At 52.8% G+C, this 15,201-nt stretch carries 15 protein-coding genes; 4 read left to right on the top strand and 11 right to left on the bottom strand.

Features of this window, described 5'->3' with window-relative positions:
- Positions 1-161: 161 nt before the first annotated feature.
- From Y017_RS00235 to Y017_RS00220, 4 genes are all read right to left on the bottom strand, one after another.
- Positions 162-1,547, bottom strand: a complete 1,386-nt coding sequence (locus Y017_RS00235; protein WP_011588609.1) for an NAD(P)(+) transhydrogenase (Re/Si-specific) subunit beta — start codon at positions 1,545-1,547, stop codon at positions 162-164.
- A 3-nt stretch (positions 1,548-1,550) separates the two neighbouring features.
- Positions 1,551-1,826 (bottom strand): NAD(P) transhydrogenase subunit alpha, encoded by a 276-nt coding sequence (locus Y017_RS00230; protein ID WP_011588610.1) that lies wholly within the window; start codon positions 1,824-1,826, stop codon positions 1,551-1,553.
- Positions 1,826-3,049: a Re/Si-specific NAD(P)(+) transhydrogenase subunit alpha gene (locus tag Y017_RS00225; RefSeq protein ID WP_035458209.1), complete on the bottom strand. Its 1,224-nt coding sequence runs from the start codon at positions 3,047-3,049 to the stop codon at positions 1,826-1,828. The genes Y017_RS00230 and Y017_RS00225 overlap by 1 nt, the downstream gene beginning before the upstream one ends.
- A 241-nt stretch (positions 3,050-3,290) precedes the next feature.
- A complete protein-coding gene (locus tag Y017_RS00220) occupies positions 3,291-4,718 on the bottom strand; it encodes an AarF/ABC1/UbiB kinase family protein (protein WP_035458208.1) in 1,428 nt (475 codons plus the stop codon).
- A gap of 90 nt (positions 4,719-4,808) precedes the next feature.
- Between Y017_RS00220 and Y017_RS00215 the strand changes: the two genes are divergently transcribed.
- Complete coding sequence (locus Y017_RS00215) at positions 4,809-5,597, top strand: alpha/beta fold hydrolase (RefSeq protein WP_011588613.1); 789 nt, start codon at positions 4,809-4,811, stop codon at positions 5,595-5,597.
- 110 nt (positions 5,598-5,707) lie between these two features.
- Here Y017_RS00215 and Y017_RS00210 read toward each other — a convergent pair whose 3' ends face one another.
- The gene (locus tag Y017_RS00210) at positions 5,708-7,816 is read right to left on the bottom strand and encodes a carboxy terminal-processing peptidase (protein ID WP_035458207.1); all 2,109 of its coding nucleotides are present in this window, start codon (positions 7,814-7,816) and stop codon (positions 5,708-5,710) included.
- Positions 7,817-7,980: 164 nt separating this feature from the next.
- Between Y017_RS00210 and Y017_RS00205 the strand changes: the two genes are divergently transcribed.
- A complete protein-coding gene (locus tag Y017_RS00205) occupies positions 7,981-9,204 on the top strand; it encodes a nucleoside recognition domain-containing protein (RefSeq protein WP_011588615.1) in 1,224 nt (407 codons plus the stop codon).
- Between the two features lie 18 nt (positions 9,205-9,222).
- On the opposite strand, the gene Y017_RS00200 is transcribed toward Y017_RS00205, so the two are convergent.
- Positions 9,223-9,861 carry an alpha-ketoglutarate-dependent dioxygenase AlkB gene (locus Y017_RS00200; RefSeq protein WP_011588616.1) on the bottom strand — a complete coding sequence of 213 codons (639 nt, stop codon included), beginning with the start codon at positions 9,859-9,861 and terminating at the stop codon, positions 9,223-9,225.
- 58 nt (positions 9,862-9,919) lie between these two features.
- Between Y017_RS00200 and corA the strand changes: the two genes are divergently transcribed.
- Positions 9,920-10,870, top strand: a complete 951-nt coding sequence (corA, locus tag Y017_RS00195; protein WP_035458205.1) for a magnesium/cobalt transporter CorA — start codon at positions 9,920-9,922, stop codon at positions 10,868-10,870.
- Between the two features lie 42 nt (positions 10,871-10,912).
- On the opposite strand, the gene Y017_RS00190 is transcribed toward corA, so the two are convergent.
- Together Y017_RS00190 and Y017_RS00185 are read right to left on the bottom strand one after the other, a co-directional pair.
- Positions 10,913-11,749, bottom strand: coding sequence for an MBL fold metallo-hydrolase (locus tag Y017_RS00190; RefSeq protein ID WP_035458203.1), 837 nt, complete (start codon positions 11,747-11,749; stop codon positions 10,913-10,915).
- Between the two features lie 66 nt (positions 11,750-11,815).
- Positions 11,816-12,295, bottom strand: a complete 480-nt coding sequence (locus Y017_RS00185; RefSeq protein ID WP_011588619.1) for a hypothetical protein — start codon at positions 12,293-12,295, stop codon at positions 11,816-11,818.
- 74 nt (positions 12,296-12,369) lie between these two features.
- On the opposite strand from Y017_RS00185, the gene yaaA reads away from it, so the two are divergent.
- A complete protein-coding gene (yaaA, locus tag Y017_RS00180; protein WP_011588620.1) occupies positions 12,370-13,146 on the top strand; it encodes a peroxide stress protein YaaA in 777 nt (258 codons plus the stop codon).
- Between the two features lie 51 nt (positions 13,147-13,197).
- Here the strand turns inward: yaaA and Y017_RS00175 are convergent, their stop codons facing one another.
- Genes Y017_RS00175 through fnr form a run of 3 tightly spaced genes read right to left on the bottom strand, consistent with a single transcriptional unit; the run spans position 13,198 to position 15,195 of the window.
- The gene (locus Y017_RS00175) at positions 13,198-13,500 is read right to left on the bottom strand and encodes a hypothetical protein (protein ID WP_011588621.1); all 303 of its coding nucleotides are present in this window, start codon (positions 13,498-13,500) and stop codon (positions 13,198-13,200) included.
- 28 nt (positions 13,501-13,528) lie between these two features.
- Positions 13,529-14,446: a universal stress protein gene (locus Y017_RS00170; RefSeq protein ID WP_011588622.1), complete on the bottom strand. Its 918-nt coding sequence runs from the start codon at positions 14,444-14,446 to the stop codon at positions 13,529-13,531.
- Complete coding sequence (fnr, locus tag Y017_RS00165) at positions 14,443-15,195, bottom strand: fumarate/nitrate reduction transcriptional regulator Fnr (RefSeq protein WP_011588623.1); 753 nt, start codon at positions 15,193-15,195, stop codon at positions 14,443-14,445. The genes Y017_RS00170 and fnr overlap by 4 nt, the downstream gene beginning before the upstream one ends.
- Positions 15,196-15,201: the final 6 nt, after the last annotated feature.

Genomic DNA, 15,201 nt, shown 5'->3' with positions numbered 1-15,201 from the left:
TAGCAGGCAGGTGCGGTAATATTTCAGCATGCCAGGGGAATGACTGACTGCTTAAGACACTAACGACGACTTCACCATGAAAATCAAAGTCGCGCTTATCGCAATTCCGCGATGAACAAAAAAAGGAGCCCGAAGGCTCCTTTTTCTGCAAAGGCGATTAATCAGCCTTCTTTCAAGGCCGTGGTAATATCGAGCACGGCACCTTTACCATCACCAAACAACATCAGAGTATTGTCTTTGGCAAACAATGGATTGGGCAGGCCGGCAAAACCGGCGCTCAGAGAACGTTTTACCACAACCACAGTCTTGGCTTTATCCACGTTGAGGATAGGCATGCCGTAAATCGGGCTGCCTTTATCTTCGCGGGCCATGGGGTTGGTCACGTCATTGGCGCCCAGCACGATTGCCACATCCGTCTGCTCAAAGGTCGGGTTAATCTGGTCCATATCCTTGAGCTGATCGTATGGCACTTCAGCTTCTGCTAGCAGAACATTCATGTGCCCAGGCATACGCCCGGCTACCGGGTGAATGGCGTACTCAACCTCAATACCAGCGGCTTCCAGAGTGTCTGCCATTTCACGCACGGCGTGTTGCGCCTGCGCCATCGCCAAGCCAAAGCCTGGAACAATGACCACGCGACGTGCAGTTTCGAGCATCATCGCGACTTCCTCTGCAGAAGTAGACTTCACCTTGCCGGCGTAGACTTCGTCTGCGTCCATGGCTTCGCCAGCTTCTGCCATTACACCAAAGAGAACATTGGTGAGGGAGCGGTTCATGGCTTTACACATGATACTGGTCAGGATTAGACCTGATGCGCCCACCAGAGAACCGGTGATGATCAAGGCGCTGTTGCCCATGATGAAGCCCGCCGCTGCTGCGGCCACACCGGAATAGGAGTTCAACAGGGCAATCACAACGGGCATGTCCGCACCACCAATTGGCAGCACTAGGAACAGTCCCAGCAACATGGCCGCAGCCACCAGAGCCCAGAGAACCATTTCGCTGCCCGGGTTGGCCACCAAGTAACCGATGCCAACGATCGACCCGATAAACAAGATGGCATTGAGCAGCTTCATGCCGGGGAAGCCCATAGGCTGCCCGCTGATGAGCTCTTGTAGCTTGGCAAAAGCCACCAAGGAGCCTGTCAGGGTGACCGCACCGATCAATACAGCTGCGCCTATGGCGATCATGGACACAGCATCGTGGGAGCTACTTGTGCTGAAGAATTCAGCTGAGGCAACAGCAAAGGAGGCACCGCCACCAAAACCGTTAAGTAGGGCGATCATTTGCGGCATGGACGTCATCTGTACCTTCTTGGCCATAATGGCACCAATCAGGCCACCGACAACGACGCCAGCGATGATCACTTCATAGGTAACGATGCGCTCATTGAGCAGTGTTACCACGGCAGCCACGCCCATACCGGCTGCCGCCAGCATGTTACCGCGTACTGCAGTCTTTGGCTTGGTCAGCCCCTTGATGCCTAGCACAAACAGGCAGGCAGCAATCAAGTAGGCGATATCAATCCAGTTCTGAGAAACGTGCATGATTTACTTCCTCTTGAACATCGCCAGCATTCGATTGGTGACCATGAAGCCTCCAATCACGTTAATCGTGGCCAGCACCACCGCGATGAAACCGAGTACGCTAACCAGCGTGCTGCCCTCGGAGCCAGCGGCAACCAGCGCACCCACAATGGTGATACCGGAGATCGCATTGGAGCCGGACATCAACGGAGTGTGCAGGGTGGGCGGCACTTTGGTGATCAATTCCACGCCGAGAAAGATCGCCAGCACAAACAAGGTAAGATTGGCTACAGGATCCATTACTTTTCCTCCTTGCTAGCCGCGTCGGGCGTGGCTTCAGTGGCTTCCGGCTCAGGTTTGGCCAGAGCGGGGAGGCCGAGAAGATCGCGCAAACGAGGCTGGGGAACGTCGCCTTCGTGACTGATCACGGTTTCAGCAACGATTTCATCTTCGAAGTCTAGCTGCAGCTTGCCTTCATCATCGATGAGCAAGTTAAGCAAGTTTTCCATGTTTTTGCCGAACATCTGGCTGGCATGGAAAGCGACCGTGGAGGGCACGTTTTCTGGACCGATGATAGTTACGCCATGTTTCACGACGGTCTTACCGGATTCGGTCAGATCACAGTTGCCACCACGTTCTGCGGCCATGTCCACAATAATGGAACCGGGCTTCATGGCTTTCACCATGTCTTCGGTAACCAGAATCGGGCTCTTGGCGCCAGGGATAGCGGCGGTAGTGATAATGACGTCCATTTCCTTAACCACTTCGGTCATTAGCTCTCGCTGACGCTTAAGGAAATCTTCACCTTGGGCCTTGGCATAACCGCCAGTGCCTTCGGCTTCACCAGTGTCCAGATCCAACTCGACCGGCTTGGCGCCGACCGACAAAATCTGTTCGCGGGCAGCCGGGCGTACGTCGTAGGCTTCAACGACGGCACCCAAGCGCTTGGCCGTGGCACAGGCCTGCAGGCCGGCAACGCCCACACCCATAATGAGTACGCGTGCCGGCTTCATGGTCCCGGCAGCGGTCATGTTCATCGGGAACATGCGTGCAGACTCTGTAGCGGCTAGCAGTACACACTTATAACCGGCGATCATGGCCATGGAAGACAGTACATCCATGGCTTGAGCACGGGTAATACGCGGCACCAGTTCAAGCGCCAAACCGGAGACTTTTTTCTCAGCCAGGGATTGGGCAAATTGTGGGTTAGCCAGTGGATCGGTCATGCCGATCAATATCTGGCCTTCCTTCAATTTAGTCAGATCCTCGTCACCGTTCTTGATGTTACTGCCGGGCGTTTGTACCTGCAGAACAACTTGAGCGGAAGAGAACACCTCATCGCGATCAACCAGCTTGGAACCGGCAGCTTCATAAGCACTGTCCGGATAGCCAGCAATATCGCCAGCTCCGCGCTCGATGATGATCTCGACACCTTGTTTTTTAAGCAGTGCGCTGACATTGGCAGGCGTTAAAGCAACGCGCTGCTCGCCAGGGCAGATTTCTTTGGGAACACCGATAATCACCTGCGTTACCCCCGTCTGTGGTTCGCAAATAATTGGCTGTTCAAAGGATGGTATTGGCAACCCAAAACCTCTGAAAGCCTCGAAAAACGGCCGGTTCAGGTGAACCGGCCGATGAGCAGGGTGCTAACCTTATTGTGCACGTGCCAGCTTGGCAAATGACAAATGGTTATCGCACCGATAAGCGGCTGATAAATGCGCGTTTTGCCAGCCCTAGGGAGGGCTAGCTAGACCATGGCGCAAATTAGTCACCCGGAGTGACTGTTTTCTGTTTGACCAAGGCAATGTCATCCTCTTCCTGCATGTGAATGAAAGGCTCCAGAATAGTGTTGCCTCGGACTTCAGATTCAATAACGTGCAAAAAAGTGTATGCCCCCAATAGCTTGCGAGCTAAAAAGATGAATTCTTTAGGCGGCACATCAAAATGCACGGACAACGCATTGCGTCCCGCGCGGTTCATAATCCGGTTTGGCAGGTCGCTTTTGCCCCAGCAGTACTCGCCATTCTCGTTTAGAACGAATGCAGGGGGAGGGTAGCGATCAGGGTCTTGCAGGACTTCGATTGCCTCAAAACAGAGCCCGGAGAACTCCTCAAGCAGCTTGCGCGGAGTATTACCCGCAAGGAAGTCGAGAGCGTTGAGTGCTCGGATTAGCCGATCGGTGTCATGATAGAAGGAGGCGCGAATCATCTCTCGGCCTGGCCCTAGCACTTCATTATCAAAATCTCGGATAGCGCCGAAGTCGAGCAGGACAACCTGGTCTTGCTCCGGGGTTTCTCCTATGCGCAACAAATAATTACCGAAGTTCGGGTCCGTCTGCATCTTGTTCCATTCGAACACTTCACGACAGCACAGCTCCATAATCGCGCGGCCGATAAAGTTTCGCCGAGCTTGGGATAGCTCAAGCACAGCCGGGTCATTCACGCTTATCCCATGTTCAAACGTCATGCACATGATGTTGTGGGTAGAGAACTCTGGAACAATTTCTGGAACCACAAAACGCGTGTCCTCGGCCAGAGCATGGCGAAAATGGCGGGTGGTATGGGCCTCGAGATCGTAATCGACTTCCCGCTTGAGCATCTCGCGTACCTCATCCAACCACATGTTGAACTGCTCAGTGATAGGCACCAGGCGGCTTAATTTCAGCAAGCGAACCAGAGCACGCATGTCCGAATCAATGGCATCTGCCACGCCCGGATATTGGATCTTCAGGCATAGCTCTTTGCCATCTGATTTGCGCACAGCCTTATGCACTTGCGCCAAAGACGCCGCCCCCAGCGGTTGTTGCTCAACCTCAAGCTCAGCAAGCTTAACCTCGCCCAGCTGCCGCTTGAGGTGACGTTCAATGGCAGGCCATTCCAGTGCGGTTGTCTGGTTTTCCAAGGTATGCAGGGCGGTTGTCACCTCTTCCGGCAGGAAGTGTTCACCAAACAACGCCATCATCTGCCCAATCTTAACCACAGAACCTTTCAGGCTACCCAGCTCTTCCACTAGCTCCTGAGCGCGAGCAGAAAGGATTTCCTTGCGCCGCTCGCCACGCTTATCTTTTGCAGTGAACAGTGTTCCTGCACTGGCTGTAGCGTATTTGGCGCCAGCCATAAAGCCGGCCTTGGCCATTGAGAATCGTCGCTCCACTGAGCCTGTTTTAACCCGTTTTACCGTTTTACGTGCCATAGTCGCGAGGAAACTCCATTTGCCATCCAGAACTCCGGTGGCATTCTAGCCTTTATTATAAAGCGGGTCATTGTCCTAAGGAGAGATCAAATGGCGAGGACGTGGGTGTTACTACGTGGCTTGGTTCGTGAAAAGCGGCATTGGGAGGGTTTTCCCGCTCATTTTCAGGCGGCAGTACCGCAAGATAGCGTGATAACGTTGGATTTGCCGGGCAACGGTGAATTTTGCCAGGAAAACAGCCCTACACGCATTGCAGACATGGTTGCCCATGCCCGAGGGCAACTTCAGAAGCAGGGCCATCAAGGGCCTTACCACGTTGTGGCACTGTCATTGGGTGCAATGGTGGCTGTGCAGTGGCTATGTCAAGCGCCCCATGAGGTGGCGTTTGCAGCCCTAATCAATACCAGTGCAAGCCGATATAGCCCGTTCTGGCAACGTCTTCGTCCGGCCAACTACCGCAGACTTCTCAAGGACGCGGTGTTTAGTCGAAACGCATTGCAAAAAGAAAGCGCGATTCTGGAAATTACCTCTAATATGCGCAGCCAAGACTACCTCCGTGCCCTTGCGGATAAGTGGCGCGATTATGCCGTGTCTCAGCCGGTTTCTCTGGGGAATAGCCTGCGCCAATTGCTGGCAGCCATACGTTTTCGCGCCCCCGCGGCACTACCCAGTAGTGTACCCGTGGTCATTATTAATGGCGGAGGAGATCGTTTGGTCGGCCCCAGCTGCTCACGCAGCCTAGCCGTAGCCTGGCAGTTGCCGCTTAAAGTTCATACAGAAGCCGGCCATGATTTGCCACTGGATGCCCCTCAGTGGCTGATCAATACCTTGCTGGAAAGTGTGGCAGATGCAGCGCAAAGCTTACCGGGGTCAGTTTAAGGTTCTAGGCTCTAGGCAGATTTATGTGAGTGAGCAGTCTTTTAAAATCTGCTAGAGCCATAAAAAAAACCGGCACGAAGGCCGGTTTGTATTTAACAAAGGCTATCACTTCACTCCTTACGAGCGACCTGATTTTCTTTCAGCAAGCCCATGTAATCGACCAAAATCTCCCCGGTCTCGCGTATATAAGGGTCTTCATTCATGGCCTCATCATGACTTTCCGGATCCAGTGCTCGCTGCTCTTCTAGGGTGCGTAACGCCTGAATACTTTCTAGCGGCTCTTCACCGCGGGCCTGGCGGCGACTGTTTTCGATCGCTAGGCGCTCTTTGTCAAACTCAGCCTGCATTCGCGTCCGTACTTCTTCGTTCAATGATAGCTCCGTGCGGTTACGGTTAACGTCAAGGAGCTTACGCAGGGAGTGCACATAGACGAACTCTGGATCGTTATCCGTACGTTTCTCGTGCTGCGCGCGAAGCTGTGGCAGAAAAGGTACAAGGTCCGTAACACGCTGATACTTTGCTGATTTAATTTCATCCCAAGGCAGAGCGTTGGGCAAAGAACTTTCCCCCACATCGTCCATATCTACTAATGATGGTAACTCCACATCTGGCACAATCCCAAGGTTCTGGTTGCTGGAGCCGGAAACACGATAGAACTTTGCATTGGTCATTTTCAGTTTGCCATGATTAAGGTCCAACAAGGTTTGCACCGTACCTTTACCATAAGTTTGATCGCCAACAATGATGGCGCGGCCATAGTCCTGCATGGCGCCAGCAAAAATTTCCGATGCGGACGCGCTATACCGATTCACAATTACCGCCATGGGGCCAGCAAAAAGAACCCCTGGAAATTTATCACCCTCAATACTGACCCGACCGCTGGATTCTCGCACCTGAACGGTAGGGCCCCTGTTAATGAATAAGCTAACCAGCTTGTTCACTTCTAACAAAGAGCCGCCACCGTTGTTACGTAGATCAATAACTAAACCATCAATGTTTTCTTTACGCAGCTCTACCAATAGTTTTGCCACGTCACTGGTGGTGCTGGTGTATTTCGGATCACCGCGATGGTACGCATCGAAATCGAGATAAAAAGCGGGAATTTCGATGATCCCTAACTTTAGATCCTGGCCGTTTCGCGTAATCTGGATAATGTCTTTCTTGGCTGCTTGTTCTTCCAGTACCACCTTGTTACGGACAATACTGATGGTGCGCGTGTCGTGTTCACTTGCGCTACCCGCCGGAATAATTTCCAAATTAACCTTGGTGCCCTTAGGGCCACGAATCTGATCGACCACTTCATCCAAACGCAAACCGATCACCGGTACCGGATCTCCCTCTTCTTGGGATACACCAACAATACGGTCCGCAGGCTTTAGCTGCCCGCCTTTAGCGGCAGGGCCACCAGGCACCAGACGAACCACTTTAGTGTAGCCATCTTCGTACTGCAGCACGGCCCCAATGCCTTCCAGGGAACGGCTCATACTGATGTCGAAATTCTTCGAATTATGTGGGGTGAAATAGGTGGTATGTGGATCAAACGTCTGCGTAAGTGCATTGATATACACTTGGAAGACATCTTCCGGAGTATTTTGCTTGATGCGTTTGAGTTGGCTCTCGTAACGACGCGTTAAACGGGTTTCGATGTCTTCGGCGCTGGAATCGTTAAGACGCATGGACAGTACCGCATTCTTTAACTGGCGTTTCCATATTTCATCAAGAGCGGCCTCATCTTTCGCCCAAGGCGCGTTTTCGCGATCAACACGCACCGATTCTTCAGCATCAAATGTCAGTGACTCCAGGTCATTGGCGATCGTCTCCAGAGACCAGGTAAGCCGATCTTCCAGTCGTTTCTGGAAGCGATTAAAGATCGTATATCCGCCCTCAAGCTGACCTTTGCGCAGTTGATCGTCCAAAATATGGCTATAACGCTCGAAGTCTTCAATGTCTGATGCCAGGAAATACAACCGATTAGGGTCCAGGTCTTCTAGGTAACGCTGCAGAACCTGCTCCGAGAGCTGATCATCAAAATCAAGCTGACGGTAGTGATTCTTGAGTTTGTCGGCGATCTCTTCAGCGGCTTCCAGCTGCTGTTCCGTCGGCTTCAGGTCGCCCTGGACCTCAGGCGAGTTGGAATGTAATGCGCTACCACCCTTGATTGCTCCACCCAACAGTAACAGGGCTAGCGCAAGAGGGAATAGCTTACGGAGTAATGACATGCTGGCTCTCAAACAGTTTTTTTCAGTATAGCCGACCACCGCTAAGCGGTCATTCAGGGTTGAATGCGGGTAATCGATGTAGACTATCGTGATAGCACGAAATTGCAGTGCTGCTAACGCCGTTTGTCGGCGCAATTCTATGACCCTAGCGCACGGGAGATACTTTGCACAGACTGTTCAGCTTGTTTTTCCTTGTAGGCATTGCTGGGGCTGTGGTTCAGCTCCTTACCGGTGATATAGAGGCGCCAGGGCGTCTTATCAACGCCCTGTGGGAATCAGCCAATTTGGCGGTTGATGTTAGCTTGGGGCTAATTGGCGTTCTAGCATTATGGAGCGGCCTCTTCCGGTTAGCAGAAGCCAGCCAGCTTGCTCATCGCGTTTCCACCTGGGTGACCCCTGTGATGGTTCGGTTGATGCCCGGGATTGCACGCTCTCCCGGATCTGCGGCACCGGTCTCCATGAACTTGGCGGCGAATATGTTAGGGCTTGATAACGCCGCCACGCCGCTGGGGCTCAAAGCCATGGCGTCTCTACAAGAAGGCAATCCCAACCCGCGCCAAGCCACCAACAGCCAGATCATGTTTCTGGTGCTGAATACCTCATCGGTGACCCTGGTGCCGGTTACGGTGCTGTTATTCCGTGCGCAACAAGGCGCCGCCGATCCCGCATTAGTGTATTTGCCCTTATTAATGGCAACGACGATCTCTACGCTGATCGGCGTAATTGTTACCGCGAGGGTACAGAAATTACCGCTAGCGAGCCCGTTGTTATTGGCGGTGGCGGGCATCTGGCTAGCCGTTTTGGCCCTGCTGGGTGCCATCGTTTTGGTCGCACCTGCTGAAACGGCCAATACCTTTGCCAGCTTGCTAGGCAACGGCATCCTGCTACTGGTGCTAGCTGTGTTCTTTATTGCCGCCTGGCGCTCTGGGGTAGATAGCTATGATGCGTTTGTGGAGGGCGCCAAGGAGGGCTTTACCCTAGCAGTAAAAATCATCCCTTACCTAGTAGCTATGCTGACCGCAATTGCCATGCTTAGAGCGGGGGGTGTACTCGGATTGCTTCTGGAAGGCATTCGAGTGGGCGTTGCTGCCCTTGGTCTTGATACCCGGTTTGTAGATGCATTGCCCGTGGCCTTGCTCAAGCCCTTAAGTGGTTCCGGCGCAAGGGCTGCCATGGTGGACGTGATGCAAACCCATGGTGTGGATTCGCTAGCAGGGCGAATGGCCGCGGTCATGCAAGGCTCCACAGAAACCACCTTTTATGTGCTTACCGTTTACTTCGGTAGCGTGGGCATTAGGGATTTTCGCTATGCGTTATGGTGTGGGCTGGCAGCGGATGCTGCCGGCTTGATTAGCGCAATTTTCTTGAGCTACCTGTTTTTTACCTAACCAGGTGTTTGTCTGTGTTTAATCAACAATAAACCGGAAAGTCAGGTTAATGCGCGGATCAGGACAGTTTCGACGGCGGGGTAGCGCGTGCTCAAATCCGGCCTGAACCTGCGGCGACATCAACAACAGACTGTCATGATGTAGTGGCAGACTGAAACATTGTCGTCGCCCACCAGGGCTCTTGGGGCGAAAGGTCAGCTCCCGAGTGGCACCAAGATTGTAGGAGGCTATCCAAGGAGTGCAGCCCAGTTCCGGCTCATTGTCACTGTGATAGCCCATACAGTCATCGCCATTGCGATAGCGATTAGCCAGCACGCTATTGAAGGTTTTACCGGTGATGTGTTCGATCTCTGCTTTAATTGGCAATAGTGCGGCGAGCCAGCCTGTGGCGATATGTGTGTGCCCAGAGTAACGGTAGTGCAAGCCCGCATCACCGTGCCAAGCAGTGAGGCGAGGGACGGGGTGTTGCCGCCCGTACACCGTAATGTTGGGTTGTCGCCAGTCCAGCGCCTGGCTTAATGTGATTAATGCATGGTCAGCGTGTGATTGTCCCATCAGTCCTGACCAGTAATGCAATGTGGCATCGCCAGCCGGAGTAGTCTCATTGGCGGGATTACGGAGTAGGTGATGCTCTGGTTCTGTCGATGGTGGGTACATAGCCGCTCTATCAAAATGTAAACGGCGTATTGCCGGCAAGAATGATCAGGAAAACATCATGCTGCATATTTTTCGTATTGAAGATGGTGTTCTACGAGAAAAAGAGGTGAATGCCACTATGCCTACCTTATCTGAGGAAGGCAGCTGGATCGACCTAGTAGATGCCGAGGACGCAGAACGCAACCTGGTTCAGCAATTTCTCCAGACCGAACTACCTGATTCCGACGATATGGAAGAAATTGAAGCTTCCGCCCGTTTTTTCAGTGATGAGCAGGGGCTTCATGTCCACTCTTTGTTTATGTTCCAATCCGAGGGCCGGGCACGGACCTCCACAGTTGCTTTTATCGTCCAAGAAGGGCGATTGCTCTCATTCCGAGATTCCCGGTTACCGGATTTCCGCTTATTGCGCCTGCGAGTCCGCCGGGGTTGGGTCAAGGTATCCCAGCCTTTGGATATTTTGCTAAGTATACTTGATCAAAAAGTGGAAAATCTTGCGGATGCGCTTGAGGACGTACACCGAGACTTGGAAAAAGTCGGCTACAGCGTGCTGGAGGAAGAAAACGGAAAACTGGAAGAAGACATTGAGCGTCTGGCCCAGCTAGAAGACACTAACGGGAAAATCCGTTTGTGTTTGATGGATACCCAGCGCTCTATCTCGTTTATTCAGCGCTATGTGCGCCCTGATAAAATTCGGCGGAGAACCTGTGCGGAAATTCAGCATGACCTAGATACGTTGATGTCACACACCACCTTCCTGTTCGACAAAATCAACTTTCTGATGGATGCAGCCCAGGGCTTTATCAACATTCAGCAAAATCAGATCATCAAGATATTCTCTATTGCCGCCGTGGTGTTTCTGCCCCCCACCATGATCGCCAGCATCTACGGGATGAACTTCGACATTATGCCAGAACTGGACTTCCGCTTTGGCTACCCCATGGCAATTGGTTTGATGGTGTTGTCCGGCATGGCGCCGTATTGGTACTTCAAACGCAAGGGCTGGTTGTAGAAGGCATCGGTGGTGGGTAGCAGAGGCTCACCCCCCCGCACATCAACCGGCCAATACCCATCCGCTCGTTGTCTCAGCCGCCTTGCCATCCTCGGCCAGCTTGATCAGATGGGCGCTCAACGAAAGTTGGGCCACCCCGTGTAAAAAGGCGGGCACATCGTCATAAACCGCGGTTACCAATGTTGCCAATGGCTGAGCGTCTTTGCTCAAGCTGTCGAGCACCTTGTCTTCGCGTTTCTGGCGATGGGCGAGGGTGTGAATGAGTATCTTTTCTGGGTTAGTGATGACATCGCCATGGCCTGGCGCCATAAGCTTAATACCACGGTTTTGCAATTTTCTCAGCGAAGCAAAATAGGCTTGCATGCACCCGGACGGGGGGGCGATCACCACGGTAGAGCCCTGGATCAGATGGTCCCCGGTGAACAGCAAGCCTTGCTCACTCAGGTAACAGAGGTGGTTGCCCACATGCCCAGGGGTCTCAATGGCTGTAAGCATGGCGCCGCCGCAGTCTACCGTGTCACCTTCAGCCAACAAGGTATCTGCATCCCAGCTTTCGTCCTGGAGCCCATCATCGGGCACCCAAGGGCCAAGGCAGCGAGCCCCTGTAGCGGCGACTAGAGCTAGTGCGCCGGGAGAATGATCACGGTGTGTATGCGTCACAATTACCTGGGTAATCGGTTTGTTCAGAGAACGGGCAGCCTGCAATAATGACTGCAAATGCTCCCGGTCCTCGGGGCCAGGGTCAATAACGGTAAGGCTGTCCTTGCCAAACAGGTAGCTGTTGGTGCCTGGCCCAGTCATCATGCCTGGGTTGCGCGCCAGCATCCGCCAGGCATTGTCGCCAATGGGGGTGAGCTGGCCGGGAATCAAGGATGCCATAGTGACTCCTGGAATTTTGGAAGCCGCATTGTGACGACTCAGCGCATATCTTGCCAGCACCGAATTTCAGGGGTTCGGATAGGCTAACTTATCCACTACTCGCAGCTGCCAGCGATCCACCGGGGTGTTTTCCTTGGGGTGACGGCTGACGACAGCAAATTGATATTCGCTTCCTTTAGGTAAATACATTTGCAGCGTTATCGGTTGCTGATAAATCACCGCACAGCTAGATTGGGTCGAACAATGCAGTGCCTGAGCCCGTAAGGTCAGGGCTGCCACATCCTGCGCACCTTCATTGCGAACGGTGCCACTGAGCCGAACACCGGATTCAGAATTGCGAATTTCCGTGAGCGCCAGTGCGATGCCTTCCGGTGCCATACGAACCTGGTCATGCATGCTGTCTTGCCAAACGCCAACGCCGAGAGTGATCAAGCCGGCCAACACCAGGCTGACCGTCAGCAAAAACGGCCGGCGCCCCCATTGCCAGCTTCCCCACAACAGGGCAGAGACCGCGATAACCACCGTTAATATAAGCAATAGGCGCATTAATCCTCCGTAGATGCAGACCTGACCATCCCTGATTCATATAATCCCCAAAGGCATATGTAAAGGAGAAGGGCATGTTGATTGTTGTCTCACCGGCCAAAACGCTTGATTACGAAAGCGAATTACCGGCATTAAAAACCACGCAACCCCGCTTACTTGATGATAGCGAGGCGTTGATAGCGCGCGCGCGGCAGCTTTCTCCAGCAGATATCAGCAGCCTGATGGGGGTTAGTGACAAAATTGCCCATCTTAACGCAGAACGCTTTTCCTTGTGGGAGAGGCCCTTCAACAAAAAAAATGCCCGGCCAGCGGCGTTTGCGTTCAAGGGTGACGTTTACACAGGTCTAGACATTGAATCATTCAATGATCATCAGCTTAGCGAGGCGCAGCAGCGTTTTCGAATGTTATCTGGACTTTACGGTGTGCTTCGACCGCTAGATCTAATGCAAGCCTACCGTCTAGAAATGGGCACAAAGCTTGATAATGAGCGTGGCAAGGACCTCTATGCCTTTTGGGGCAACACCATTACCGAATTGCTCAACAAAGATATGAAAGACGCCAAAACTGATGTGTTAGTGAATTTGGCATCCAACGAGTACTTTAAGGCAGTAAAAAAGAAAGCGGTTGCTGGCACAATCATTGAGCCAGTATTCCAAGATGAAAAAAATGGTAACTATAAGATTATCAGTTTTTACGCCAAGAAAGCGCGGGGCTTAATGGCCGCCTGGATTATCAAGAAAGGCCTTAAGGATCCGGCAAAGTTAACCCAGTTTGATGTGGCCGGTTATTGTTACTGTGAGGCGCAATCCACTGCATTAAGGCCCGTATTCCGACGGCCAGAGCAAGGGTAGGGGTAGGGCTTCAGATGGTGCCACAAGCGAGGCTTGCGGCACCGATCAACGTCAATCTTTCTTATTCTCGTCAAATTCATTTTTGGCGGCAAGAAAGCCTGTTTTAAGTCCATCCCAAGCAAGCTCTAGTCCTGTCTTGATATCATCCCAAGCATCATCGCTATGGGACTCCAACCGCTCTAGCTTGTTTTCAAATTCTTTACGGCGATGCTTCATTTCAGCAATCTTTTCCTTGGCATCTTCACGCCACTCATCACGCAAATCATTCAGTCGTGCCGTTAGGCGATCGAGCTGATAATCCCAGTCTTCAAGTTGCTGACGAGCACGCGCAGTAAAATCCTTCTTGTCAGACATAACGTTAGCCTCTCTTGATTTGCTACTGTTAATCAATCCAGGGGGACTGAAATCCATCTGGTTTTACCACCAAAACATCCGCATTCGCCTTGGTAATCACCGACTCTGCCGTTGAACCAAGCAACAACCTTTCGGGCAAATTACGGTGTACTGTACCCAGCACCATTAGATCCACATCATTTTGCTCACAGTGGCTGGCCAAGGTTTGTGCGATCGGACCACTGAGCGTACACATCTGCTGCTTATCCAGGCCCTGGGTAGCGCCAAACTGGAAAAAGTTATCCCGATGGAAGCTGCGCACTTTTTCCATACTGGCGGTGTAATCAGGAATGGCTTCACCGGCCACCATGATTAAGCCCTCATCCATTTCGTCGAGCACATGGCAGGCAGTGAGGTCCGCACCGAGCAGGGTGGAGTATCGACGAGCGCAGTCAAGAACATGAATAGACAGCTTGTCGTCTAAGGCCTCCCCGGTGCCTGGATCTAGAGCGGCCAAGATTCGCGGTGGTTTGTTCCATTGGCGGCTGTGTACACACAACACAGAGCAAGGCGCCTTACGAATTAATTGCCAATCGCGGGGCGTGAATAGGTGGCGGCGTAGGGCGCTGTCGTCACTGGTGTGGACGACAGCCAACGATGGCTTTTGGGCCACAATGGCCTTGCGTAAACCGTCCATGCTGTCTTTTTCCCACAGCACGCTGATTTCAGCACGCTCTTGTCCTAGCAGCTGGGTGATCCGTTTGTGCCAAGCATCATGAATTTGCTGCTTCGCGGCCTTTCGGCGCTCCGTATCCAGACCCACAGCCCTAACCATGGCAGAAGAATAGGCATTCACGATGACATGGAGGGGCGCCTGGGAGGCTGCCGCAATTACCTGAGCTTTGCTCAGCGCAGGCTGGTCTGCTTTCAGATCACGATCAAGGATGGCAACAATAGGGGCGGTCATAGTAGTAACTCCATCGCAGGGTCATGGTTCTGGCCACACAGGCTGCCACGATCAAGAATTTCAATTTCCCGGCCATCGACGCGCAGCCACTGTTGTTGCTGGAAGCGAGTAAAGATACGGCTCACGGTTTCCACGGCCATGCCAAGATAATTGGCGATATCATATCGAGACATTGGAAGCCGAAAAATATTGTCACTTAGCCCACGGCGTTGATGCCTTGCAGAAAGCGATAGCAGTAAGGAGGCTACGCGATCGTCGGCATTTTTTTTGCCCAGCAGCATGTGCAGTTCCCGGTCCGAGCGAATCTCATTGCTCATCAGACGGAAAAAATGGTGCTGCAATGACGGAATTTGCTGGGATAGGGTCTCCAGTTGTGCGAAAGGAATTTCACAAACAGTGGCCGTTTCTAAGGCCTTTGCATTGGAGACATGATGGGCTGTGCTAATGCCATCCATACCCAACACTTCGCCGGGCAGATAAAAGCCTGTGACTTGCTCCTCGCCCTCATCGCTGACCACATAGGTCTTCAGGGCGCCAGAACGCACGGCGTAAACGGAGGAAAACCCGTCAGTGGCGCGAAAAAGATGTTCGCCCCGCTTTAAGGGCCGTCCGCGGTGAATAATTCGATCCAACTGGTCGAGCTGGGCTGGCGCTACCGCTAAGGGCAGGCAAATTGGGCTGAGGCTGCAGTCGTTGCAGGAAACTTGATGGGACACGGTTTGACTCCGGTTGATCGCTGCGCAAAGCATCACCCT

Source organism: Alcanivorax sp. 97CO-5, assembly GCF_000524665.1.
Lineage (GTDB): Bacteria > Pseudomonadota > Gammaproteobacteria > Pseudomonadales > Alcanivoracaceae > Alcanivorax > Alcanivorax borkumensis.
Note: the sequence above shows the minus strand (reverse complement) of the source record. Positions and strands in the feature narration are given on the sequence as shown.

Excerpts from the sequence above, each read along its gene's own strand:
- yaaA (WP_011588620.1), top strand. The coding sequence starts at position 12,370 with ATGTTGATTGTTGTCTCACCGGCCAAAACGCTTGATTACGAAAGCGAA.
- Y017_RS00175 (WP_011588621.1), bottom strand. The coding sequence starts at position 13,500 with ATGTCTGACAAGAAGGATTTTACTGCGCGTGCTCGTCAGCAACTTGAA.
- Y017_RS00185 (WP_011588619.1), bottom strand. The coding sequence starts at position 12,295 with ATGCGCCTATTGCTTATATTAACGGTGGTTATCGCGGTCTCTGCCCTG.
- Y017_RS00200 (WP_011588616.1), bottom strand. The coding sequence starts at position 9,861 with ATGTACCCACCATCGACAGAACCAGAGCATCACCTACTCCGTAATCCC.
- Y017_RS00170 (WP_011588622.1), bottom strand. The coding sequence starts at position 14,446 with ATGACCGCCCCTATTGTTGCCATCCTTGATCGTGATCTGAAAGCAGAC.
- corA (WP_035458205.1), top strand. The coding sequence starts at position 9,920 with ATGCTGCATATTTTTCGTATTGAAGATGGTGTTCTACGAGAAAAAGAG.
- Y017_RS00190 (WP_035458203.1), bottom strand. The coding sequence starts at position 11,749 with ATGGCATCCTTGATTCCCGGCCAGCTCACCCCCATTGGCGACAATGCC.
- Y017_RS00210 (WP_035458207.1), bottom strand. The coding sequence starts at position 7,816 with ATGTCATTACTCCGTAAGCTATTCCCTCTTGCGCTAGCCCTGTTACTG.
- fnr (WP_011588623.1), bottom strand. The coding sequence starts at position 15,195 with ATGCTTTGCGCAGCGATCAACCGGAGTCAAACCGTGTCCCATCAAGTT.
- Y017_RS00220 (WP_035458208.1), bottom strand. The coding sequence starts at position 4,718 with ATGGCACGTAAAACGGTAAAACGGGTTAAAACAGGCTCAGTGGAGCGA.
- Y017_RS00230 (WP_011588610.1), bottom strand. The coding sequence starts at position 1,826 with ATGGATCCTGTAGCCAATCTTACCTTGTTTGTGCTGGCGATCTTTCTC.
- Y017_RS00215 (WP_011588613.1), top strand. The coding sequence starts at position 4,809 with ATGGCGAGGACGTGGGTGTTACTACGTGGCTTGGTTCGTGAAAAGCGG.
- Y017_RS00235 (WP_011588609.1), bottom strand. The coding sequence starts at position 1,547 with ATGCACGTTTCTCAGAACTGGATTGATATCGCCTACTTGATTGCTGCC.